General features: G+C 45.9%; 21 protein-coding genes and 2 tRNA genes. 4 read left to right on the top strand and 19 right to left on the bottom strand.

From position 1 onward, the window contains the following. Nucleotides 1-206: 206 nt before the first annotated feature. Nucleotides 207-1322 (top strand): DcaP family trimeric outer membrane transporter, encoded by a 1116-nt coding sequence (locus ACXACM_RS06180; RefSeq protein ID WP_474824247.1) that lies wholly within the window; start codon nucleotides 207-209, stop codon nucleotides 1320-1322. 43 nt (nucleotides 1323-1365) lie between these two features. On the opposite strand, the gene ACXACM_RS06175 is transcribed toward ACXACM_RS06180, so the two are convergent. The 5 genes from ACXACM_RS06175 to trxA all read right to left on the bottom strand — a co-directional run bounded on the left by ACXACM_RS06175 (nucleotide 1366) and on the right by trxA (nucleotide 6874). Next, complete coding sequence (locus tag ACXACM_RS06175) at nucleotides 1366-2523, bottom strand: Na/Pi symporter (protein ID WP_474820504.1); 1158 nt, start codon at nucleotides 2521-2523, stop codon at nucleotides 1366-1368. A gap of 110 nt (nucleotides 2524-2633) precedes the next feature. Next, nucleotides 2634-3686 (bottom strand): aldo/keto reductase, encoded by a 1053-nt coding sequence (locus tag ACXACM_RS06170; protein WP_474820502.1) that lies wholly within the window; start codon nucleotides 3684-3686, stop codon nucleotides 2634-2636. A gap of 25 nt (nucleotides 3687-3711) precedes the next feature. Further along, the gene (locus ACXACM_RS06165) at nucleotides 3712-4785 is read right to left on the bottom strand and encodes a chemotaxis protein (protein ID WP_474820501.1); all 1074 of its coding nucleotides are present in this window, start codon (nucleotides 4783-4785) and stop codon (nucleotides 3712-3714) included. 165 nt (nucleotides 4786-4950) lie between these two features. Beyond that, a complete protein-coding gene (gene rho / locus ACXACM_RS06160) occupies nucleotides 4951-6216 on the bottom strand; it encodes a transcription termination factor Rho (protein ID WP_216027565.1) in 1266 nt (421 codons plus the stop codon). Nucleotides 6217-6547: 331 nt separating this feature from the next. Beyond that, a complete protein-coding gene (trxA, locus tag ACXACM_RS06155) occupies nucleotides 6548-6874 on the bottom strand; it encodes a thioredoxin TrxA (RefSeq protein ID WP_474820499.1) in 327 nt (108 codons plus the stop codon). 99 nt (nucleotides 6875-6973) lie between these two features. Here trxA and rhlB point away from each other — a divergent pair, with 99 nt between their 5' ends. After that, a complete protein-coding gene (rhlB, locus tag ACXACM_RS06150) occupies nucleotides 6974-8257 on the top strand; it encodes an ATP-dependent RNA helicase RhlB (protein WP_474820498.1) in 1284 nt (427 codons plus the stop codon). A gap of 8 nt (nucleotides 8258-8265) precedes the next feature. Further along, nucleotides 8266-9777 carry a Ppx/GppA phosphatase family protein gene (locus ACXACM_RS06145; RefSeq protein ID WP_474820497.1) on the top strand — a complete coding sequence of 504 codons (1512 nt, stop codon included), beginning with the start codon at nucleotides 8266-8268 and terminating at the stop codon, nucleotides 9775-9777. A 63-nt stretch (nucleotides 9778-9840) separates the two neighbouring features. On the opposite strand, the gene hemB is transcribed toward ACXACM_RS06145, so the two are convergent. From hemB to tatA, 7 genes are read right to left on the bottom strand one after another with little or no spacing between them, the layout of a single operon-like run. Next, nucleotides 9841-10839 (bottom strand): porphobilinogen synthase, encoded by a 999-nt coding sequence (hemB, locus tag ACXACM_RS06140; protein WP_474820495.1) that lies wholly within the window; start codon nucleotides 10837-10839, stop codon nucleotides 9841-9843. Between the two features lies 1 nt (nucleotide 10840). Further along, nucleotides 10841-12736 carry a sensor domain-containing diguanylate cyclase gene (locus ACXACM_RS06135; RefSeq protein ID WP_474820494.1) on the bottom strand — a complete coding sequence of 632 codons (1896 nt, stop codon included), beginning with the start codon at nucleotides 12734-12736 and terminating at the stop codon, nucleotides 10841-10843. Nucleotides 12737-12744: 8 nt separating this feature from the next. Then, nucleotides 12745-13524, bottom strand: a complete 780-nt coding sequence (locus tag ACXACM_RS06130; RefSeq protein ID WP_474820492.1) for a TatD family hydrolase — start codon at nucleotides 13522-13524, stop codon at nucleotides 12745-12747. A 20-nt stretch (nucleotides 13525-13544) separates the two neighbouring features. Continuing rightward, nucleotides 13545-14066, bottom strand: coding sequence for a type 2 periplasmic-binding domain-containing protein (locus tag ACXACM_RS06125; RefSeq protein ID WP_474820491.1), 522 nt, complete (start codon nucleotides 14064-14066; stop codon nucleotides 13545-13547). 20 nt (nucleotides 14067-14086) lie between these two features. Beyond that, complete coding sequence (gene tatC / locus ACXACM_RS06120) at nucleotides 14087-14875, bottom strand: twin-arginine translocase subunit TatC (RefSeq protein WP_474820490.1); 789 nt, start codon at nucleotides 14873-14875, stop codon at nucleotides 14087-14089. Next, nucleotides 14876-15175, bottom strand: coding sequence for a Sec-independent protein translocase protein TatB (gene tatB, locus ACXACM_RS06115; protein ID WP_474820488.1), 300 nt, complete (start codon nucleotides 15173-15175; stop codon nucleotides 14876-14878). Then, a complete protein-coding gene (tatA, locus tag ACXACM_RS06110; protein WP_474820486.1) occupies nucleotides 15175-15414 on the bottom strand; it encodes a Sec-independent protein translocase subunit TatA in 240 nt (79 codons plus the stop codon). The genes tatB and tatA overlap by 1 nt, the downstream gene beginning before the upstream one ends. A gap of 184 nt (nucleotides 15415-15598) precedes the next feature. Here tatA and ACXACM_RS06105 point away from each other — a divergent pair, with 184 nt between their 5' ends. Beyond that, nucleotides 15599-16549 carry a hypothetical protein gene (locus tag ACXACM_RS06105; RefSeq protein WP_474820485.1) on the top strand — a complete coding sequence of 317 codons (951 nt, stop codon included), beginning with the start codon at nucleotides 15599-15601 and terminating at the stop codon, nucleotides 16547-16549. Between the two features lie 15 nt (nucleotides 16550-16564). Here ACXACM_RS06105 and ACXACM_RS06100 read toward each other — a convergent pair whose 3' ends face one another. The 7 genes from ACXACM_RS06100 to ACXACM_RS06070 all read right to left on the bottom strand — a co-directional run bounded on the left by ACXACM_RS06100 (nucleotide 16565) and on the right by ACXACM_RS06070 (nucleotide 22677). Beyond that, the gene (locus ACXACM_RS06100; RefSeq protein WP_474820484.1) at nucleotides 16565-18484 is read right to left on the bottom strand and encodes a methyl-accepting chemotaxis protein; all 1920 of its coding nucleotides are present in this window, start codon (nucleotides 18482-18484) and stop codon (nucleotides 16565-16567) included. A 198-nt stretch (nucleotides 18485-18682) separates the two neighbouring features. After that, complete coding sequence (gene ilvN, locus ACXACM_RS06095; protein WP_474820483.1) at nucleotides 18683-19180, bottom strand: acetolactate synthase small subunit; 498 nt, start codon at nucleotides 19178-19180, stop codon at nucleotides 18683-18685. Further along, nucleotides 19180-20898, bottom strand: a complete 1719-nt coding sequence (locus ACXACM_RS06090; protein WP_474820482.1) for an acetolactate synthase 3 large subunit — start codon at nucleotides 20896-20898, stop codon at nucleotides 19180-19182. Before ACXACM_RS06090 ends, ilvN begins: the two co-directional genes overlap by 1 nt. Before the next feature lie 222 nt (nucleotides 20899-21120). Continuing rightward, nucleotides 21121-21492 (bottom strand): MaoP family protein, encoded by a 372-nt coding sequence (locus tag ACXACM_RS06085; RefSeq protein WP_474820481.1) that lies wholly within the window; start codon nucleotides 21490-21492, stop codon nucleotides 21121-21123. Between the two features lie 254 nt (nucleotides 21493-21746). Then, entirely contained in the window at nucleotides 21747-22208 is a 462-nt protein-coding gene (locus ACXACM_RS06080; RefSeq protein WP_474820479.1) for a hotdog fold domain-containing protein, read from the bottom strand. A 182-nt stretch (nucleotides 22209-22390) separates the two neighbouring features. Next, nucleotides 22391-22466 (bottom strand) — tRNA-Gly (locus ACXACM_RS06075). A gap of 135 nt (nucleotides 22467-22601) precedes the next feature. Beyond that, nucleotides 22602-22677 (bottom strand) — tRNA-Gly (locus tag ACXACM_RS06070). Between the last annotated feature and the right edge of the window lie 3 nt (nucleotides 22678-22680).

Here is a 22680-nt window from a genome sequence, read left to right as displayed (position 1 = left end):
TTGGTCTTAGCGATTTCCTGCTTTTAACACTACAATAATACGACTTTAGTCTGATAGACCAACCGCTTATTTGCAACTGATGAAATCTCAGCCAAATTAGTCTTCGTTAACTCCTTTTTTACAGTTTCTTAACTTAACACAAGAACACGGGAACGATAATGACACACACATTCAAAAAATCGGCGTTGTCTCTTTCTGTAGTAGCCATGATGACACCAGCAACAATACAGGCTGCCAGCCTTGGTGGTACCGATATAAGTTTCACCGGCTATGTAAAAGCAGATGCGCTTGTCAGTAACTATTCAGAAGGCACACTGGGAGCGGGAAGTATTGGCAGGGAGTTTTATATTCCTTCACTTACCCCAGTGAGTGGCAATGACGAAGGGACACAGTTCGACTCTCATATCCGTCAATCCCGTTTTCGCTTTACTTCGAATACCGACACGCCAGAAGGCGACACCGTCACGGGCGTTCTCGAACTCGACTTTCTGGTTACAGATGGCGGTAACGAGCGTATCAGCAACTCATACACACCAAGGATCAGGCACGCTTTTATTAAATATAAGAACTGGCTTGTTGGCCAAACATGGACAACCTTCATGGATGTAAGCTCCTTGCCGGAATCGTTAGACTTTATTGGTACCACCGACGGTATTACCTTCGGGCGTCAGGTAATGGTGCGTTATTCTCAAGGTGGCTTTCAGTTTGCGTTGGAAAATCCGGAAACCACAGTGACACCTTTTGGTGGCGGAGGACGAATAGTCGCCGACGACAATGCAGTACCTGATGTGATCGCGAACTACACCTGGAAGCAAGATTGGGGCTATGTCAAAGTGGCGGGTATTGTGCGTCAGTTGTCCTACGACGATGGCGCTGATATTGACGACAGTGAAACCAGTTATGGTGTACAACTGTCTGGTAAGTTCATGTTGAACAATAACGATGATATACGCTGGACGTTTAACACAGGGTCAGGCTTAGGTCGCTATGCAGCGCTGAATGCATCGAATGGTGCTGTTATCAATGCCAACAATGAGTTAGAAGCTATCGATTCAATGGGGTATTCGATTGCGTATCGTCACCTGTGGAGCGAAAAAATGCGCAGCAGCGTCATGTTTTCAGCTCTCGATATCGACAATGACACCAACCTCACTGGTACAAGTGTAACCCAAAGTACATACAGTACCCGGGTGAACCTGCTCTACTCACCGACAAAATCACTCACTGTGGGCGCAGAATATGCTTACGCCAAACGGGAAACAGAAGGCGGATTGGAAGGCGATATGAACCGCATCCAGGTTTCCGCCAAGTACGCTTTCTAGAAACTAAAACCATTTCTGAAAAACCCTGTCTTCGCAGGGTTTTTTATTGTGACAGGAAAATCACTGATAACGGCACAACAAAGAAAAGCCCAGCGATATATGCAGCCCCGTATACCTTGCGTTCCGACGCTGCACAAGCCAGCCCGTAAGACAATTTAAGGGGGATATTCCTAAGAAACGGTATGCCGAAAATTAGTAGCACAGAAGCGATATTAAAAAGTAAGTGAACCAGTGCAATTTGCATGGCAAACCCACCCATAGGACCGGTAATAGCCAGTGCAGCAATAAGAGCTGTTATACAGGTACCAATGTTTGCCCCCAAAGTGAATGGATAAATATCTTTGGCCCGCAATATACCACTTCCAACTAAAGGCACCATGAGTGATGTGGTGGTAGATGATGATTGTACCAACACCGTCATTACAGCCCCGGACGCAATCCCTGATACCGGGCCTTTACCGATACTAGTGTGTAAAACCTCTTTTGCTTTACCCACCATTAACACTTTCATGATTTTACCCATAAACGTGATTGAGAGCACAATTAGCAATATCCCGATAGCAATTTTAGCAATTCCCGGATACACCGACGGTAAGAACATTAATGCGTCTGTGACCCAATTCACAACAGGCTGGGTTACTGCTTTGATTGGATTCACACCATCCATCGCCAAACCGCCATCCATATGCATCAGGCTGACCAAATATTCACTACTTTTCTCCAGCACACCGGTAGCGATTTCCAATGGCAGGAAAACGAGTACGGCCAACACATTAAAAAAATCGTGAATAGTTGCGGCGTGAAAAGCATTTTTGAATTCATCTTTTCGGGCAACGTGGCCCAGACTTACTATGGTATTTGTAATACTTGTACCAATATTTGCGCCCATTATCATTGGAACAGCAATAGTGATAGGCAAGCCACCGGCTACCATGGCAACAATTATGGACGTGACAGTGCTGGACGACTGAATTAATGCGGTACTGACCATGCCGATGATAAGCCCCATCACAGGGTTAGAGGCAAATTCAAATAGCCCCTTTGCATGGTCAGCAGTGGCAAATTTAAAACCACTGCCTATCATAGATACTGCCAGTAGCATCAAATAAACCAATGCCATCAGCAATAACCAGTTTTGTGCAGAATGACGAGGCGCTCCGGCCTGTAGCACCTGTTCCGTGTTGGTGGTTGAGAGCGTCATACAATTACTCACTAGTATCAGTGACACTAGTCTATGTCGTATTTATGACATATCCATGACGCTCGTCTACGAGCTATCCTCCCCTTTCTTTCGCTGCATCAACCTCACGCTCAGAAAGGCTGAGGATAACGCTTATAAACATCGTGAATTTGTCGCAGTACCGCCTCGTCTAACGTAAGTTCAAATGCCTTAATGTTTTCAGTCAACTGAGAGGGTGTCGTGGCACCGATGATTGTAGAGGTGACGCCAGGTACTTGTTGGCACCATGCCAGAGCTAATTGGGAAGGGGTCATGTTTGCCCGACGGGCAATTTCCGCATAGCGACGCGTGGCCTCATGCGCCAACGCCTTATTCCGAAACAACCCCTGACGTTGCACAAATGTCCACCGCGACCCTTTAGGTCGTGCATCATCTAAGTATTTTCCGGATAGCATGCCTGTGGCCAACGGCGACCAAGGTAGGTAAGCAATATTCTCTAACTGACACATTTCAATAAGATAAGGCCAGTCTTTCCCATGCAGTAAACTAAATTCATTCTGAATAGAGACAGGAGGAGGAATATTCATTTCTTTGCACAAGTTTAAAAACGTATGAATGCCCCAGGGTGTATCATCGGACAAGCCCCAGTGACGAATTTTGCCACTTTCTAAGGCGTTGCGAATGCCCTCAAGCATATCTCGCATTCCAGCAATTTCTTCTTCCCTGTTGATATTTTCCGCTGATATTTTACCCGGCCAATGCTTGCCAAAATGGGGTGTGGTGCGATTGGGCCAGTGGAGTTGGTACACATCCACATAATCGGTTTGCAGGCGAGCCAAAGACGAGTCCAGCGCTGAGGCAATTGCTTCACCTGTGATGTCGCCGCCGTCACGGATCCAACGAATGCCAGACCCGGCAATTTTAGTCATTATAACCAGATTACTTCGCTGTGACTGATGACGTGACAACCAGTCCCCAAGCATGCGCTCAGTATCACCGCTGGTAGGTTCATTAGGAGGAATGGGATACATTTCAGCGGTATCGATAAAATTGACTCCGCTATCTAACGCAATGCCCATTTGCGTATCCGTGTCGTTCTGGTTGTTTTGTATTCCCCAGGTCATAGTGCCCAGACATACTTCAGAAACAGATAACTCACTGCTTCCCAGGGTAGAATATTTCATTTTTAACTAGCCTTACATTGCATTTCTAAGCAGAGTGGGTGTTACTTTTTTCTAACTTAGCCTCTGCTTTCGCGAGTTTACTTTCTATGTCACGCCGCGACTCGACCATCTCATTCGCCAACTCAGCCAACGACTTGAACTCAGAAAAACCGAGTTTTCGCGTGTCTATTTTTTGATATTGCCGTTTGCAACGATAAAAAAACATGACAAAGTTAGCAAAAGCCCGTTGAAAGGTCGCGAAACTTTTGACCAGCAGTAACACCAGCACGACGGATGTGCCCGCGGCGATAGATAAACTCACTATTTTTACTTTTTGCTGCTGACTTTCAATCATAGGCTGCAATGCAGAACCCACACTTCTGAGCTTCTCCTCTACATCGTGAGCCTGGCGTCGAAACTCTCCTTGCAACCCGTCGTTATGGGTTAGCCCCATAGTATTATAAGCATTACTCAGTTGTGAAAATGTGTTGTCGTACTGTTTGATAACAGTCAGTGCCTGGGTATCATTCTGCGTTTTAGCAAGCTGGTTGAGCTTTTCCAGAGCTTGCCTGACGTCTTGACGATGAAAGCTGTTTTTATCCAGCAAGTAACTTTGATTGGCCAGCTGTAGGCCTACCTTCAATGGGTAAGCGTCACTGCCATAACTAAAAAACGACGACGCTGCCATGGACGCTTCCAGGTCATTAAGCTTTCCTCGCAAGCCGGATTGCCCATGTAACCCCAGCTGATTTTGCAATGTTACTAATTGCTGAAACAGTTGCTGGTAATCGTGCATGCTTTTCGCCAATTCACCTGTTTTTTCCACTGGTAAATCATACTGGTTAAGTAGTGGAGACAAAGCGGATAGCTGCCTGTTAAAGTGCTCTGCCCTGCTAGTAAACTTATGAAAGTAAGCCATTTGGTGTCGCAGCAAAAAATCTTTTTCATGGCGGCGTAATTGCAACAACTCCTTTTCAAGATTCAATAGCAAGTGGTGCTGCGCCTGCAACCTAAATAATGTTTTGGTAAAAAAATGCTGGTTAGCCACCATCAGCACCATACCCAAAACACAAATTAACGTCATTAAGAGTAAACGGGACTTAATTGAGTCGAATTTCATATGCACACCACTTTGTTGATAATTATCAACATACGCCAGAATTATGACCAGTTTGTTATACCCTAAAAGGGTTGGAAAACACGTCACCTTTGTTAGTAGCACCCAGCCGGCGGATTGCAGACACAAAAAAAGCGGGCTAGCCCGCTTTTTTACCAATTCGCTGTTTTAGCTTTTCTGACGCTTCATGGCGTCGAAGAATTCGTCGTTGGTTTTGGTCATCGACAGTTTATTAATGAGGAATTCCATCGCATCAATTTCCGACATTTCATGGACAATTTTGCGCAGGATCCACATCTTTTGCAGTTCATCCTGGCTAGTCAGTAGCTCTTCACGACGGGTACCTGAACGGTTGAAATCAATAGCAGGGAAAACTCGTTTCTCAGCAATCTTACGATTCAGGTGCAACTCCATGTTACCTGTACCCTTGAACTCTTCGTAGATAACTTCGTCCATCTTAGAACCGGTATCGATAAGTGCTGTGGCGATGATGGTTAAACTGCCACCTTCTTCAACATTACGGGCAGCTCCGAAGAAACGCTTGGGTTTATGCAATGCATTGGCATCTACACCACCAGTAAGTACTTTACCTGATGATGGGATAACCGTGTTGTAAGCACGAGCCAAACGGGTAATAGAATCGAGCAGAATCACCACATCTTTTTTGTGTTCAACCAAGCGCTTGGCTTTCTCGATTACCATTTCCGCTACTTGCACGTGTCGACTTGCCGGCTCATCGAAGGTTGAGGCCACAACTTCACCACGCACTAAGCGGTGCATTTCTGTAACTTCTTCCGGACGCTCATCGATAAGCAATACCATCAGTTCACACTCGGGGTGATTGGCGGCAATAGACTGAGCAATATTCTGCAACAATAGCGTTTTACCAGCTTTAGGTGGAGCAACGATAAGACCACGCTGACCTCTACCGATTGGCGATGCCAAATCCAGAACCCGTGCGGTGATGTCTTCTGAAGAACCGTTTCCACGCTCCATACGCAGGCGATCAGCGGCATGCAGAGGAGTTAAGTTTTCGAAGAGGATTTTATTGCGGGAGTTTTCTGGCTTGTCGAAGTTAACTTCACGAATTTTCAGCAGGGCAAAGTAGCGTTCACTGTCTTTTGGCGGTCTGATTTTCCCTGAAATCGTGTCGCCTGTACGAAGGTTGAACCTTCGAATCTGGCTGGGTGATACATAAATATCATCAGGGCCAGCCAGGTAGGATGAATCTGCGGACCGCAAAAAGCCAAAGCCATCCTGTAAGATTTCGAGAACGCCGTCTCCGAATATATCTTCACCGCCTTTAGCGTGGTTTTTCAGAATGGAGAAGATAATGTCTTGTTTTCTGGCTCGCGCCATATTTTCCAGGCCCATTTCTTCGGCCAGGGCGACCAGTTCGTTGATCGGCTTGTTCTTAAGTTCGGTTAAATTCATACTGGTGGGTCTTTGTGCTTGAACTTCATTTACGGGACGCTAGCCCCTGATTAAAATTAATATTTGGAATAGATGTTCGCCCAGGTTGGACGTAAGCAGTGCGCAGCTCGGCTTGAGCTAATAAGTAAAAGTTAGCACCTTATTTAGCCAGCGTCCACTTTTTTTCCTTCATATGTTAAAAACTTTTACATTCTGTGGGTTATACGGCCATTTAACCACGGCAAATAGTTGCAAAGAACAGTGATGTCGAACACCCAAAAACAAAAAACTGCCGTCAAAGACAGCAGTTTTTTTAATTTATAGAGACGGACCTGAGGTCACGCTCCATAACTTATAGATTTTCGTTTAAGAACTCAGCAAGTTGAGTTTTCGACAATGCACCAACCTTTGTTGCAGCTACATTACCGTTCTTGAATAACAGTAATGTTGGAATGCCACGAATGCCATATTTTGGCGGTGTTTCATTATTTTCATCGACATTCAACTTACCAACTGTTAATTTGCCTTCAAACTCGGTCGCAACTTCTTCAAGAATTGGTGCGATCATTTTACAGGGGCCACACCATTCGGCCCAGAAGTCAACTAGCACAGGGCCATCAGCATTGATAACATCTGCTTCAAATTTGTCGTCAGTTAACTTGATAATTTTGTCGCTCATTCTTTTCTCCAATATTTGGTCAGCAGCTGATTTGTCTCAGCTTTACCATTAGTGTTATAAGAAACCGTTTTTGATGCAAGCACAGATAAGCTATAAGCTATGCAAACAACACATTTAACTGAAACACATTTTTCTGATTTACCCATAAATGACAAAGTCATTACGGCACTTAAATCAGCAAACTTTACGCACTGCACACCTATTCAGGCGCTTGCCTTACCTCCGTTGTTAGAAGGTTTGGATATCGCTGGCCAGGCGCAAACAGGCACCGGCAAAACAATGGCATTTCTTGTCGCAACTTTCCACCACCTATTGGAAAAAGCACAAGACAACGTCACTGGTAAACCTGGTCCTCGTGCCATCATTATGGCACCTACCCGCGAACTGGCAGTGCAAATTTATAATGATGCCAAGCCTCTAAGCGAGCACACCGGTCTCTCACTTGCTTTAATATATGGGGGCGAAGGATACCAAAGTCAACGTGAATCCCTGCAAGAAGGGGTAGATATTGTCATTGGTACGACGGGCCGCATACTAGACTATTACAAACAGGGCGTTTTTACCCTGGATAATATACAAGCTGCTGTGCTTGATGAAGCAGATCGTATGTTCGATTTGGGTTTTATCAAGGATATTCGCTTTTTATTCCGTAGAATGCCTCCTGCTACTCAGCGATTAAGTATGCTTTTCTCTGCTACACTCAGTTACAGGGTTCAGGAACTGGCATATGAACACATGAATAATCCGACTCATGTACAGGTTGAACCTGAACGAAAAACGGCAACGCGAGTAAAAGAGGAACTCTTTTATCCATCTGATGACGATAAGATGCTGCTGTTACTCACGTTACTTGAAGAGGAATGGCCGGATAAAGCCATTGTTTTCGCCAACACCAAAAGTGGTTGTGAACGCGTAACAGATTGGTTGTCGGCCGATGGTCATCGTGTAGGTATGCTTAGTGGCGATGTTCCTCAGAAAAAGCGATTGTCTATTCTGGATGACTTTACCACCAACAAGCTTGATATTCTGGTGGCTACAGACGTCGCAGCCCGTGGATTACACATCGACAAGGTCACGCATGTCTTTAATTATGATTTACCCGATGATGCCGAAGATTATGTACACCGTATAGGAAGGACTGGCCGTGCGGGACAAAGTGGACAAGCCATTAGCTTTGCGTGTGAAAAATACGCCCAAAACCTGCCGGACATTGAGGAGTACATTCAGCACCCAATTCCGGTTACTGATTTTGACAAAAGCGCGCTTCTCGACGATGTAAAGCCACCGCGACCACGCCGTCGTAGACCGGCTAACAACAGGAATGCCTCCCGAAGAGGTAAGGGCCGTGGCAACGGTGGTAACAGTAGAAAAACGTCTAGCTAAAGGGTTTTATGCAGCCAGAAATTCAACATGATACCGTAGTTCACGGCGAGTACTATGCGGCGGTTGACCTGGGTTCCAACAGTTTCCATATGGTCGTGGTTCACGTGGTCAACGGCAGTGTCCAAATCATTGGAAAAATTAAACAAAAAGTCAGACTGGCTGCAGGCCTGAACGAATCACTGGAACTTGATGATATTAGCATGGAGCGAGGCTGGCAATGCCTGCAAACTTTTGCTGAGAGATTGCAGGATATTCCCCGCTCCAACGTTAAAGTCGTTGCTACCGCAACCCTTCGCCTGGCAACTAACGCCCGCACGTTTATTTCCAAAGCTGAGGAAATTTTAGGGCACGACCTCAATGTTATAAGCGGCGAGGAAGAAGCGCGTCAGATATACCTGGGGGTCGCTTATACTTCCGCTAATCAGGGGAATTCCCTGGTGATCGACATTGGTGGCGCCAGCACAGAAATTATCATTGGCAATGACATGCATCCTATTCATCTGGTGAGTATGGACATGGGCTGCGTGACCTTCATGGAGCGCTACTTCAAAGGCGGAATAATTTCACAACAAAATTTTGCAGCGGCTCAGCATCATGCTGACTTACAGCTCGCTGGCACCGCTGACACATTCCTGTGTTTCGACTGGCACAATTGCCTGGGTGCTTCCGGCACACCTCAAGCCATTACGGAAATTTTGGTAGCACAGGGCATTAGCGACGCCATTCGCCTCGATTACCTCTATGATCTTCGTGAGCAATGTATTCGCTGTGGTCACATTGACAAGCTACATATCAAAGGCCTTGAAGAGTCCAGAAAACCTATATTCCCAAGCGGGCTGGCCATTCTTATCACCCTGTTTGAGCGCTTGAAAATCAAAGATATGAATATATCCGGGGGCGCATTACGGGAAGGGTTGATCTACGGCATGTTAGACAATCTGCAGGAAAATGATCGTCGCAGTCAGACTATTAATCAAATGATTTCACGTTATCATATTGACAGACATCACGCTGAATCGGTGAGAGGCCTAGCCTTGCGTCTGTGTCATCAATTATGCGCTCAAACCAGCCTTTGTCATCTTGATACCGAAGCAGTATTGGGCGCTGCAGCGTCTTTGCATGAAACGGGTTTACACATTGAATTTAAGAAACACCACGAGCACGGGGCATATATTCTCACCTACGCAGATTTGCCTGGTTTTACTAAGCTTCAAAGAGTAGCCATTCGCGATCTGGTTCAGGGGCATCGATTAAGTATAGATCGTTCCCGATTTGCTCACTATCACGACGAGGTTCGCCCTATGTTAGAAGGGCTACTTCGGGTGTTGCGGATCGCGGTAGTAGTCTGCCTGCGCAGACAAAATAAGCACATACCGGAAGTGCAACTACAAGCAGACGACGACGCCTGGACACTTGTATTTCCGTCAGGCTGGTTAGCGGCGCACCCGTTAATAAACGCCGAATTGGCAAATGAAACATGGTTACAACACAGAGCAGGCTGGAAGCTTACCTGTCAGTAGCCGGGTTGGCAGCATTGCGCTGTAGGGCAGATGTTTCCAACTCTCAGTTCTGCGCTGTTTTACTTATCCTTTGAGTAATGAAATAGCTTGTGGCGCAAAGTAGGTTAGTACGCCATCAGCACCCGCCCGCTTGAATGCCAATAAAGACTCTAAAATAACGGCATCTTCATTTAGCCAGCCATTATTAAACGCGGCTTTGTGCATAGCGTACTCGCCACTCACCTGATAGACAAAAGTGGGGACTTGCAACTCGGCTTTACAACGTCTGACAATATCGAGATACGGCATACCTGGTTTGACCATTACCATATCAGCACCCTCCTGAAGATCCATGGCTATCTCGTGAATAGCCTCGTCAGAATTAGCAGGGTTCATCTGATAAGTTTTCTTGTTTCCACCCTTGATGTTGCCCGCGGAGCCTACTGCATCACGAAAAGGCCCGTAGTAACTCGAGGCATATTTCGCAGAATAAGCCATGATACAGGTATTTATGTAGCCATTGTTTTCCAATGACTCTCTGATAGTACCTATACGTCCGTCCATCATATCTGAAGGAGCAATGATGTCAGCGCCAGCATCAGCGTGGGACAAAGCCTGCTGCACCAGAACGTCGACAGTTTCGTCGTTCATCACGTAGCCTTCACTGTTTATAAGACCATCCTGACCATGTGATGTGAAAGGGTCCAATGCCACATCAGACATTAGCATGAGATGCGGAAATTCCCTCTTTAGCGTACGCAAAGCCTGTTGTGCCAGCCCTTGGGAATTAAACGCTTCTTTGGCGCAATCTGACTTCAACTCCAAAGGAGTAACCGGGAATAACGCCAGCGCGGGCAACCCCATCTCTACAAGCGGTGCAAGGTGAATCATCAGCACATCCACAGACATTCTCTCCACACCTGGCATGGAGGGAACTGACTCTCGTTTATTTTTTCCTGGTAAAATAAATACCGGATAAATTAAATCATTAACTGTTAAGTGGCTTTCTGCCACCATATCACGCAGTGCATCCTGACTGCGTAAGCGACGCATTCTTTTCGCGGGAAAAGAAGAAATTGACATGTTAGTCTCCCGTAAAATATTCCGCAACAACGCGGTTTCTGCCTTGCTGTTTCGCCACATAGAGCTGTGCATCAGCAAATTTAAGCAATTTAGCTTCGTGTTCTGCGTGAACGATAACCGTGGACGCAACACCCGCACTGATGGTCATGGGGATAACTTGTCCGTCCACTACCACGGGTGTATTTTCAACTTTTTCACGCATGGACTCCAACACCTGGCGAGCCCCTTCTTCGTCAGTGTTCGGCAGGATAATACCAAACTCCTCGCCGCCATACCGACACACATCGTCAGAAGAACGTCGCAACAATAGTTTTAATAAGTTTGCGACGTGCCGAATACATTCATCACCAGCACTGTGCCCATAAGTGTCGTTAATGTTCTTGAAGTGGTCAATATCTACCATCGCGACACTCAATGGCGTTTGTTCTCGACGACTTCGTCTACTCTCGGCTAACAGGCGTTTATCAAACTGTCGGCGGTTTTTAATACCTGTGAGCGAGTCGATACTGTTGAGGGTTTCTAACTCCTGATTGGCCGCAGACAGTTCCCTGAGGGCTATTTCAAGTTCCAGAGTGCGCTCCTGAACTTTGTACTCAAGATCATCCTGATGCTGCTTTTCCAGAGTGAGTAAGTCCTCTCTTGCTGCAAGTGCAGCCTGTTCCTGCGTCAATGCGCGTTGGCGGGAAGCATAAACGGCATCTTTATGCTGGCTGTAGCTAATAGCAATAACAAAGGCAAGTAAGATAGTTTCAACGGTCGCACCGAGCATCAATAGATAAATTGACGGTACCGGAAGTATCCAAATTCCAAGATTATCCATACTCGCTAAGAAGCCGCTCAGCAGAATGATGCCCCACGCAATAGAATAGTAGCGGGCAACAATATGCCCTTTGAAACTAAGCCAGACGCCAATGAAGAAGATAAACATAACTACCAGGCAAAGTAGTACCAAAAAGGCTTTGATGAGATAACCGTAGGGGAGAATAATACTTATAAGTACATTTGCGCCGAACAGAATACCCACCCACTTCAGCGCTTTGTCCAGACGCATGCTGTACTGTGTAATGTCCAGCAACTGGCGGGAGAAAAACATGGCGAACATAATTGCGGCATTAGCGAAAACGGCTACAGCCCTGTGTTCGAACCACACCCAGTCTGGCCACAAATAGGCATATGCATGACCATTCATCGCCGATAATGTCAGAGCCAGACTAAACACGTAACAAGTGTAAGAAAGGAACACGTTGCTATGGGTTGTCAGAAAAAAGAAAAAATTGCTCAACCCAATAGCAAGTAAAAATCCTAAAAAGCACCCCATTAATAGCGTCAGACCGCTGGATTTCTCGATAAATGTGACTTTTTCCCATACTCTGACAGGCACCTTGATTGACCCGTTAGATTGCACCTTTAGCACCACCTGCAAGGATTTGTTTGTAAGCGGCACAGGGAACAGCATAGAAGGGTATTTAATGACCCAGTCTTCGAACGCCAGAGAATCTCCGCCGCGATAGATAACAAGAGGCTGACGTTGACCTGGTACAAAATACGCTACTGTAATGTTATCGAGCAAAGGGTAAGCGACTTCCAGCAGCAAGGGAGAATGATTTTGCTCATTCGCCTCAATAGTGAATCTAAACCATTGTGAATCGGCTAGCATGCCAAGATTGACGGGATTTTCGATTGCTACCCAGTCTAATGAATTTGAATAAGCAAGTTCCGATAGAGTCACACTGCTTGCCGGTGGCGACTGAAGATGCTCTATCTGTGAAAGCTTACCTTGTTGTGCTTCCAATTCAATATAAGGGTTTACAGTATAAACGAAAAGCGCAACAACGATCACAGTAATTGCAATTAGCCACTCATCGTAACGACGAACTGTGCTCGCATTGATTTCCATGCTGCCCCCTAGTCAGGTAACCCGAATAAATCGCAGGTATTAGCAAAGCTTTTGGCTGCAATATCATCAATGGACTGCGCTTTTATATTAGCAATCATTTCGCCCACCGACGCTATAAATGCAGGTTCATTATTTCGCACTCGTGGACGACGGTTTTTCGGAAACAAATAAGGTGCATCTGTTTCTAAAATCAATTTTTCGAGAGGTAATTCAGCTATTGCCTCACGAAGGGCTTCACCTCGGCGAGGGTCGCAAACCCACCCGGTAACACCAATGTACAGACCTTCCTGCAAATACGCTTTCATTGCATCAATTCCGCCGGTAAAACAATGAGCAACACCACCGACCAACTGACCTTTAAAGCCATTTAGACATGCCATTTGCCTATCAAGCGCATCTCTTTCATGTAGGTAAACTGGCTTTTTGTGTGCAACAGCTATCTCAAGCTGAGCTTTGAAAACACTTTCCTGAATATTCCGGGGAGAAAAATCCCGGTTGAAATCAAGCCCGCACTCCCCAACAGCCACCACTCCTGGAAGCGAAAGGTGCGCTTCCAGCAGCGTAAAATCTGCGGCAGTCATAAGTTTAGCATTGTGAGGATGACAACCAACTGTATAACACAAGACATCAGGGTAACGGAGATAAAGAGATGCTGCTTGTTCCCATTCACTGGGCTCTGTAGTGATCACACACAGCTTAGTCACGCCCGCGGCAAGGGCGCGCTGTATCACCTCGTCAGCCTCGAATCTTTTATCGAGAAGATTGACACCTGCATCAAACCATTTCACTTGGCCAGCACTTAATACGACTATTCAACCCGACGCACTGACATGCGACTGTTTTGACCCTCTTTACCCAGGTAAAACGCACCAAGCACACCACGCTCGATAACGACTGTATCACCTTCGTTAACACGTAGATTGCTGCGCTTGTCATTTTCACGCCACACCATGCCATTATCAAGGGTAATTATTCGGTCCCCTCGAGGACTCTCCGTGATGCTCGCCACAGTTGCGCCCAGTGTAGATGGCAAGTTTTCTTTTGCTAAACGCTGAGATTCAAGGCCGAAGTCATCTCCTCTTGAGGGGCTGCTCGGGGATGCAATAACCGCCTGTTGGGTAGGCCTTTCGCTGGCAATATCATCCACTGACTTAGTAGCTCCAGCATATATATTCATGGATTCCGCAACGGCGTCAAAACATATTAACCGCTTTAAATCATTTTGCTCGTTTCGGCATGCTTGCATGGCATCGGCAACGGTTTCAGCCTGAGACACTGAAGATAGCAAGACTAAAAGTACTGCTCCGGCAATGTGAACGGTTTTTTTCATGGTAATTCCTGACTTTGTCATTATTTTTCTAAACGATTTTCTTCGGCGACTGACTCGGATGTATTGTCGGACTGTATTTCCTCATCTTCGTCGGCTTTGTTACCCGCATAAAAGCCACCGACGATAACGCCAACCTCAAACAAAAACCACATTGGTACAGCCAGTAGAGTTTGCGATATCACATCGGGAGGCGTTAGTAACATGCCCACAATAAACGCTCCAACAACAACGTAAGGTCGCTTGGCGCGCAGGGTTTTAGCATCGGTCACCCCCGTCCAGCACAACAAGATGATGGCTATGGGGATTTCAAATGAGACACCAAAAGCAAAAAATAGTTTTAAAACAAAGTTGAGATAACTTGATATGTCTGTACTAACCGTTACACCTTCCGGCGCAACACTGTTGAAAAAGGCGAATGCGATGGGGAATACCACGAAATACGCAAAGGCCATTCCAGCATAAAAAAGCAACGTACTTGAAAACAGAAGCGGTGCAACAAGCTTTTTCTCATTTTTGTATAAGCCTGGTGCTACAAAAGCCCATACCTGATACAAAACATAGGGAATAGCGATAAAAAACGACAGCACCAGGGTAAGCTTAAACGGGGCGAAAAAAGGCGATGCCACATCAGTGGCGATCATTGATGAGTTCTCAGGTAACGACTGCAACAAAGGTTCAGCTAACAAGCGGTATAAGTCTTGTGCGAAATACGCAAGACAAAGAAACACGACCAATACACTGGCCAGCGCTTTTAACACCCTGCTGCGCAACTCGATAAGGTGAGATATAAGTGAATTAGCGTCAGACATCTATTTCTTTTTATATGGTTCTTGCACAGATTCTGCTGCGCCTTTTAGCTCATCGACGCTTTGCTGCAACTCTGGCGAAATATCTTTGAGACCCTGTTGCTCGGCTTTTTTCAGGTTTTCGTGCAATTCGTGCACGCGTAACTGATGCTCCATCTCCTGCTTAAAACCAGTCGCGGTATTTCGTATACTACGAACAGTGTTAATAGTGGAACGCAAAGCGCCTGGAAGTCGCTCAGGCCCTAAAATCAGGAGCGCCAGCACGCCGATAACCAGGATTTCCCAAAAGCCAATATCAAACATCAGGATTTTTCTTTAACGTCTGCCTTAGTGTCTGCTTTTACATCTTCAGCAGTCTCTTTGCGTGCCACTCGCTTCTCTTCGTTGAAATCGGCATCGGCCTCTTCGTCAGTTACTGCTTTCTTAAAGCCTTTAACCGCACCGCCTAAATCTGAGCCGATACTTTTTAACCGCTTGGTTCCAAACAACAAAACTACAATTACTAACACAATAAGTAATTGCCAAATACTAATTCCACCCATTGAAAATCTCCATCTACAACTATGACATACAGTATGCCACTGCCAGAGACAGCTTTCACGACATTATTTAAAGTGTGTCGCAGGATTGCGGCAATTTATCGCCTGTGATCTATAATTCGCTTTGACCTCTTACTCGTAACCTTGCATGCTACACCTTACTACACGGATAAGTTAACGAGCATTCATGTCATGTATAGTACTGTTGATATGTCTGTCAGCGCCAGCGATTACCTCAAAGGCGTCTTCTGATGACATACAACCTGACATTGTCGTTCCGGAAAAAGCCAATAAACTTTGGTTCGATTCCTGGCAGCAGGAACTCACCCAATCTATGGACTATACCGCACGCCAGTTAGACAGTTTTTTCGCTGTAGCAGGTAGTGACGCATACCGCAATGCCAGGGCCGAGGGCAGAGTCAGTCTTGGGTGGGAACCACGCAGCCGCGACCTGTCAGAGGTCGACTTGCGTTTCCGCGTTCGAGTAAAGTTGCCAGCACTGGAAGACAGAGTCGACCTGGTACTGAGTGACTCAGAGGAAAGCGATAGCCGCAATGCCATTAAGGCAGCAAGGGTGCAACAAACCCGAGGCCAGGACAACACCACCATTGCACTGCGATATAAATCCAGTGATAACGCCCGACTTTCCCATCGACTGGGAACCGGTCGTCGCGGTCAAATTTACGGAAAGTCACGATTTCAGGATGTATGGTCTTTTAATCAACAACTCGCCTTGTTTTACGATACCGAACTATACTACTACAATCGGGATGGTTTTGGTGCTGAAGCTGGCGCAACCCTTCAGTACCTGAGCACGCGAGACCACGTTTTTCGTTTCAATAATCGCTATTATTATCGCGATGACAGAAAAGCATGGTTCTGGCGCCACGACGTGCAATATCTTCAACCACTATCAGTAAAATCCGCCGTGATCTATACGCTGTATACTGAAGGTACAGAGCAACCCCATCGCTCTCTGACAGAGGTATACTCCAGCGTCAGGTATCGTACAAACCCCACTAGGGACTGGCTATTTTACGAAGTCGAGCCCTTTGTTCTGTGGCTCGAAGAAGAAGACTTCAAGCCATCGTACGGCATCGCACTGCGCGTTGAGGTATATTACGGCAAAGATACATAACGCTCTTCTTGCTCCTTAAAATTTATAATGAGATAGTTGTTGTTGCATCGCCGCTATTTGTTCTACCAACGCTGTGCAGTCGTTGGCAACACTTTGTGCATGGGCCTGATTTTCATTCCCTACTGACTGAATGCTAACTAAACGCTGAGAGACATCCTGAGATAATGTTGCTTGCTGACTCGCCATAGTCGCCGTATCTGCATTAAGGGATGTAATGGTAGCGACTGCGCTAAGGGCTTTTTGCAAAGTTTCACCCGCGGCTTGCGTCACCTCTACAGTAGCGAAAGCATTATCTTTATTAAGTTGCATTCTGCCAGATGCGTCACGACTTCCTTGTTGCAACCGCTCTATCATCACTCGAATTTCTTCTGTAGATGCTTGGGTACGACTGGCCAGTGAACGTACTTCGTCAGCCACTACAGCAAAACCACGGCCTTGTTCTCCAGCTCGCGCAGCCTCAATGGCTGCATTCAAAGCCAGTAAATTAGTTTGTTCCGCAATATTGCGGATAACATCCATTACGCCACTTATTTCTTCGCTGGAGCGGGCAAGATTAGAGATCACATCAACAGTCGCGTCTATATCCTGTGCCTGCTTTTCAATATCACTGATAGTATCCTTTAACACACTGACACTGTGCCGGGTGTCTGTATCTGCAGCAGAAGCAGCATCACTGGCGCGATGAATATTATCAGATACAGCTACCGCGCTGTGCTGCAATTCTTCTACTGCCTGAGTGATGGCCTGGGTTTCTCCCGTCAATGCGTTTACAGTAGTTTGTGAATCAGTTGCCGCCCTACTCAGCGTCTGTGATTTGGTGAGCATCGCTTTCGTCCCGCTGTCTACGCTTTGTAATGTCGATTGTAATTGGGCTAATAAGCGATTAAAAGCTTTCGCCATTGTACCGAATTCATCGTCGTTGGTGTTTTTAAAACGATAGGTCAGGTCTCCCTCACCGCTAGCCAGGTCAGTAACAACCTGGTTAAACTCATCCAGCGGCTGGCCCACATACCGTTTTACCAGCAGCACTAGACAACCCAGGATAATTCCCCCAGCGATAAGGATTTTAAACAGCAGAACCAGAATGGCATTACGCACCATAGCGTTTTTTTCTTGGTTTGACTCACCCAAAATGATGTCGTAACCCCAAGCAGAAAATGGCACCACAGTGAGCCCCCAATCCTCGTTGCCGGCTAGTGCGCTGTTCACATCTCGCTCAGTTACGTGTGAAGAATGCATTCTCACATTTCCCTTACCATCTCGTAGCGCAACAAAGCCATTCTCAAGCAAACGGCTGCTCAGTATGACATCCTCCAACATCTTCAAATCAGCTGAATAACCTACATACCAAATACCAATCACTTGATTGCTGGCATTAAACATGGGCTCGTAGCCGGTAAGATAAGGGCTGCCTAAAATGTCCACCTCGCCATAATATGCCTGACCTTGTTTTATTTTCGCCATAGCCTTACCCGTGGGTGACAGCTTTGTACCAACGGCACGCTGGCCGTCTTTAATGACATTGGTGCTGACGCGAATAAAGTCGTCACCACGACGGCTAAACAGGGTAGCGGTTCCCCCCATGACGTCTGTAAGTCCATCTACCAATTCGAATTTATTAGCCTGAGGTTTACCGCCTAGTAAGAGCTCTGTAGATAAGGTTTCTTTGACCATCACATCTCCGCTTTGAGATGGTGTTCCCAGTGCCAGCCCCCGCTGTTTGAGCAATGCCATACTACTTTTTACGCGTTCAGACATAAGAGAATCGGTAATAGCAAAAATATTGAGTAACTGGTTCGATGTTTTTGCTTTTTGCGTTTCCACCTGGGTTTCCATATCTGACGTAATTGTCAGAGTTGTAACGGTGCCAATAATGACGGTGAAAACAACTATTACAATCGTAATAGCAACCAGGAATCTGCGTTTAATCGACATAGGGGTCCTTTATCACGGCTTGGCTGACAATCTGACCGACCTTCCAAAATCTGTCTTATTGTCTGATATTTAACATTGCCTTTTAGCTTAGTGTAAGCTAGCTGAAATAGCGTAACTTTTTCTTTAGATTTAATATTATTGTTTAGGTGGGGATATAAAAAAACCGGCATGTGCCGGCTCTTTTTCAAACGTTTGGTATCAGGGGCGAAGCGACCGCTCCCCGCGAGCCAGGCCGCAAACACCAGTCCGGGAAGATTCAATGATCTCAGCGCAATCAGCCATAGCAGCAGCAAACGCATCGAGTTTATCCGTGGTACCGGTAATTTCTATGGTGTAGTTGCTACCGTTAACATCGACTATTCGTCCTCGGAAAATATCACTATTGCGTTTCACTTCCGCACGAATGTCATCGGTACGTGTTGCCACTTTAATTAGCATTAGCTCACGTTCAACGTGAGTCCCATCGGTCAGATCCACAACTTTCAATACGTCAATAAGCTTATTTACCTGCTTGGTAATTTGCTCGATAACCTTGTCATCACCGTGAGTAGTGATGGTCAGTCTGGATAAGCTTGGATCATCCGTAGGTGCTACGCACAAAGAGTCGACATTGTATCCACGTTGAGAAAATACCCCGACGATACGAGACAATGCACCCGGCGCGTTTTCCATTAATACTGAAATAATTCTTCTCATTAGGTTCGCTCCGTTTTGCTCAAGCGCATGTCATCCATGGCACCGAATTTCACTTGCATGGGGTAAACGTGTTCGTTTTGATCAACAGCAATATCCATAAATACCAGCCTGTCTGTATAGCTGAAACACTTCTCCATGGCAGCATCCAGGTCTTCCAGTCGGTCTACTTTAATACCGACATGACCATAGGCTTCAGCTAACTTCACGAAATCAGGCATTGAATCCATATAGGAGTGAGAATGGCGGCCTTTGTAAATCATATCCTGCCATTGACGTACCATGCCTAAAGCACGGTTGTTAAGAGAGATAATTTTTACCGGCAAATTATATTGCAAACAGGTAGACAATTCCTGAATGTTCATTTGAATACTACCGTCACCCGTAACCACAACAGACGTTGCTTCAGGATGTGCAAATTGAACGCCCATGGCAGCTGGTAAGCCAAAACCCATGGTGCCCAGTCCACCGGAATTAATCCATTGACGAGGTTTTTTGTAAGGGTAATACAAGGCTGCAAACATCTGATGCTGACCCACATCAGAACTTACATACGCTTCACCATTCGTGTGCTTGTATAGGGATTCAATGACCGTTTGTGGTTTAATTACTGTATCGCCCTGCTCAAATTTCAAGCACTCGCGTTTGCGCCACTGGCTTATCTGCTGCCACCAGTCAGCGAGTTTTTCACCTTGTCCGGATAAATCTTGTTTTTCGAGCTGTTCGAAAATTTGGTCTAACACTTTGTCGATACTACCCACAACCGGGATATGTGCATTTACGGTTTTTGAAATCGAAGCGGGGTCGATATCAACATGAATAATTTCAGCATGAGGACAGAATTTGGCAACATTGTTGGTCACCCTGTCATCAAACCGTGCACCTAAAGCGATGATACAATCTGAATTGTGCATGGTTTTATTGGCTTCAAGAGTGCCGTGCATTCCAAGCATACCTACGAATTGATCGTGAGTTCCGGGAAACGCACCAAGGCCCATTAGTGTGCAAGTTACTGGTACTTGCAACTGTTCAGCTAAAGCAATCACTTTTTCAGATGCGTTACAGGCTACAGCACCTCCGCCTACGTACATAACCGGACGCTCTGCTTTCATCATAGAAGCAATGGCTTTTTTGATTTGCTTCATGTGCCCTTTTTCAGTGGGATTGTACGAGCGCATAGCAACAGACTCGGGGAATACGTAAGGATGGGTCTCCTGCACATTCACAATGTCTTTCGGCAAATCGACGACAACCGGTCCTGGTCGACCCGTATTGGCGATGTAATAAGCTTTTGCGATAGCTTCTGGAATATCAACCGCGCGCTTTACGAGAAAACTGTGTTTTACGATGGGCCGTGAACACCCAACCATATCCGTTTCCTGAAACGCATCTTCGCCTATCAAAGATGACGCTACCTGGCCTGACAGTACAACCATAGGAATGGAGTCCATATAGGCGGTAGCAATGCCTGTAATAGTGTTGGTTGCGCCTGGGCCTGAAGTGACGAGGACTGTACCAGTTTTGCCAGTCGAACGTGCATAACCATCCGCCATGTGGGCGGCAGCTTGTTCGTGACGTACGAGCACGTGCTTGACATCATCCTGCGCAAACAACGCATCATAAATGTCTAAAACGGCACCACCTGGGTAGCCGAACACATGTGTGACCCCTACATCTTTTAGCGCTTCAACCACCATGGCCGCGCCTGACATCATTTTCACAGTCAAATCTCCTGTTTGTGGATTTGTTTCTCGTAACCTTAATTATCGTATTTGCGGAATATACCGTAGCGCGGACTATATCGAAGGATTTAGAAAGATAAAACAGTTAAAAAGGCAAAAGTGAGATATATATCCCAATATACAGAATAATTAGGATGAATATCTCATAAAAATAAAATTTCTTACTCGCCATAGGACAAGCCTTTACATGTTTTTTACAAACTAATCGTCTGTAAGCACTAAGTCGGTATCGTCCGGCGTCATGTCTTCATCGCTCTCAGCCACCGCCACCTTTTTCGAACCGTAGATAGACGCGGCTTTAGGACGATTAATACGCTTTTGGTATTTTAACCATACTTTTTCTTCCGGCGTGCTTGCCTCGACCTGTCCATGAGCAACGCCGATATAGCGCATTTCAGACTCTGATTCAGGTGCCAGTTTGCCGTCGACCAACGCAGCGATAAGCGTACCACTTTCTGTTAAAACTTTCGCTTCTTTTATTGAAAAATCCCCGGATCGTGCAAATCCATAAGGATAGTTTTTTCGGTCGTTAAAAGGTCGCTTTATTAATGCTTCACGCTTTAGCTCTGCCATAGTCAAACCCTGTTTTTGAATTACTTAAAACTGGAACTGCTTTTTTAGCTAAGTAGGTACAAAAAATCATGTTTTGTTACCCGCGAATGAAGGTCGTACAGCCCAAACCGTACACAGACACATCAGCACTTCACGTAATAGTAATTCAGTGCCAGATTGTCAATCAAAAAAAGTGGCAAATGCCACTTTTTTCTACATCTTAATAAAACTGTCATGTACCCGTTAGTTTTTGGGGTTATTAGATAGTTATATGACTATTTCCTTTCACTAACCCAAATGGTAATCGTTCCCTCCACAACTATATTATCTTGCTCGTCATAAGCTGTAACTGTGACGGGTAAATTTCCGGGCTTCCATCCGTCGCTCGGCACCTCTGCAACACAACGGATGTTTGTATCAGCTTTGGCGGGATACGTAACTTCCATTCCCTTTGGTATCCATCGCAAATTTTTAGGAATGGAAGCTTCACTCATGAATCCCATTGCCATTTCCAGCCCATTGCAAATCGCTATAACGTGTACTGTTCCAATGTGGTTTTGTAGCAATTTTCGCTTCTTGATCAGCACTTCACAACGGTTAGGTTTGAGATCAGTGACTAATGGTGAAATAGTCGAGAAATACGGCGCCCTTCGCGCTGAGTACCAACTAAAGAGCTTTCTTCCAAAGGGAAGTTTTAAAAACTTGCTATATATCTTGAGTAAATAATTATCGGCCATTCTTATTCGCCCCAACTGGTTAGACCAGAAAGGGTAGCCCGAAGTAAACGTAAAAGCAATGTCTTGTAAAAATGGATAATAAGTATGCGAACTCGCGCCCCCGACCTTGGCAATCACTTCGTGACGAGGTATGTGCTCTATCAACTGAGCTGTGGCGTAGGAATTTAATACAAACTGAAAATTGGAGCGGGAAACGAGATTCGAACTCGCGACCCCGACCTTGGCAAGGTCGTGCTCTACCAACTGAGCTATTCCCGCTTTGTTTGCAAGGATAGTGTTAATCTAACATATTTCTTCGTCACCTTGCCAAGCTTGGCAATCACTTCGTGACGAGGTACATGCTCTACCAACTGAGCTATTCCCGCATATAGATAGGTAATATAACTGAAGCATTGGAGCGGGAAACGAGATTCGAACTCGCGACCCCGACCTTGGCAAGGTCGTGCTCTACCAACTGAGCTATTCCCGCTTT

The organism is Alteromonas sp. AWQ4_252, assembly GCF_056158205.1.
The sequence above is the reverse complement of the archived record's forward strand: the minus strand, read 5'-3'. Positions and strand labels throughout refer to the sequence as shown.

Bases quoted from the DNA above. Each gene is read 5' to 3' on its own strand.
- ilvN (WP_474820483.1), bottom strand. From the start codon at position 19,180: ATGAGAAGAATTATTTCAGTATTAATGGAAAACGCGCCGGGTGCATTG.
- hemB (WP_474820495.1), bottom strand. From the start codon at position 10,839: ATGTCAATTTCTTCTTTTCCCGCGAAAAGAATGCGTCGCTTACGCAGT.
- ACXACM_RS06175 (WP_474820504.1), bottom strand. From the start codon at position 2,523: ATGACGCTCTCAACCACCAACACGGAACAGGTGCTACAGGCCGGAGCG.
- tatB (WP_474820488.1), bottom strand. From the start codon at position 15,175: ATGTTTGATATTGGCTTTTGGGAAATCCTGGTTATCGGCGTGCTGGCG.
- ACXACM_RS06165 (WP_474820501.1), bottom strand. From the start codon at position 4,785: ATGAAATTCGACTCAATTAAGTCCCGTTTACTCTTAATGACGTTAATT.
- trxA (WP_474820499.1), bottom strand. From the start codon at position 6,874: ATGAGCGACAAAATTATCAAGTTAACTGACGACAAATTTGAAGCAGAT.
- ACXACM_RS06145 (WP_474820497.1), top strand. From the start codon at position 8,266: ATGCAGCCAGAAATTCAACATGATACCGTAGTTCACGGCGAGTACTAT.
- ACXACM_RS06100 (WP_474820484.1), bottom strand. From the start codon at position 18,484: ATGTCGATTAAACGCAGATTCCTGGTTGCTATTACGATTGTAATAGTT.
- ACXACM_RS06135 (WP_474820494.1), bottom strand. From the start codon at position 12,736: ATGGAAATCAATGCGAGCACAGTTCGTCGTTACGATGAGTGGCTAATT.
- ACXACM_RS06125 (WP_474820491.1), bottom strand. From the start codon at position 14,066: ATGAAAAAAACCGTTCACATTGCCGGAGCAGTACTTTTAGTCTTGCTA.
- ACXACM_RS06105 (WP_474820485.1), top strand. From the start codon at position 15,599: ATGTCATGTATAGTACTGTTGATATGTCTGTCAGCGCCAGCGATTACC.
- tatA (WP_474820486.1), bottom strand. From the start codon at position 15,414: ATGGGTGGAATTAGTATTTGGCAATTACTTATTGTGTTAGTAATTGTA.
- ACXACM_RS06080 (WP_474820479.1), bottom strand. From the start codon at position 22,208: ATGGCCGATAATTATTTACTCAAGATATATAGCAAGTTTTTAAAACTT.
- tatC (WP_474820490.1), bottom strand. From the start codon at position 14,875: ATGTCTGACGCTAATTCACTTATATCTCACCTTATCGAGTTGCGCAGC.
- ACXACM_RS06170 (WP_474820502.1), bottom strand. From the start codon at position 3,686: ATGAAATATTCTACCCTGGGAAGCAGTGAGTTATCTGTTTCTGAAGTA.
- rhlB (WP_474820498.1), top strand. From the start codon at position 6,974: ATGCAAACAACACATTTAACTGAAACACATTTTTCTGATTTACCCATA.
- ACXACM_RS06180 (WP_474824247.1), top strand. From the start codon at position 207: ATGATGACACCAGCAACAATACAGGCTGCCAGCCTTGGTGGTACCGAT.
- rho (WP_216027565.1), bottom strand. From the start codon at position 6,216: ATGAATTTAACCGAACTTAAGAACAAGCCGATCAACGAACTGGTCGCC.
- ACXACM_RS06085 (WP_474820481.1), bottom strand. From the start codon at position 21,492: ATGGCAGAGCTAAAGCGTGAAGCATTAATAAAGCGACCTTTTAACGAC.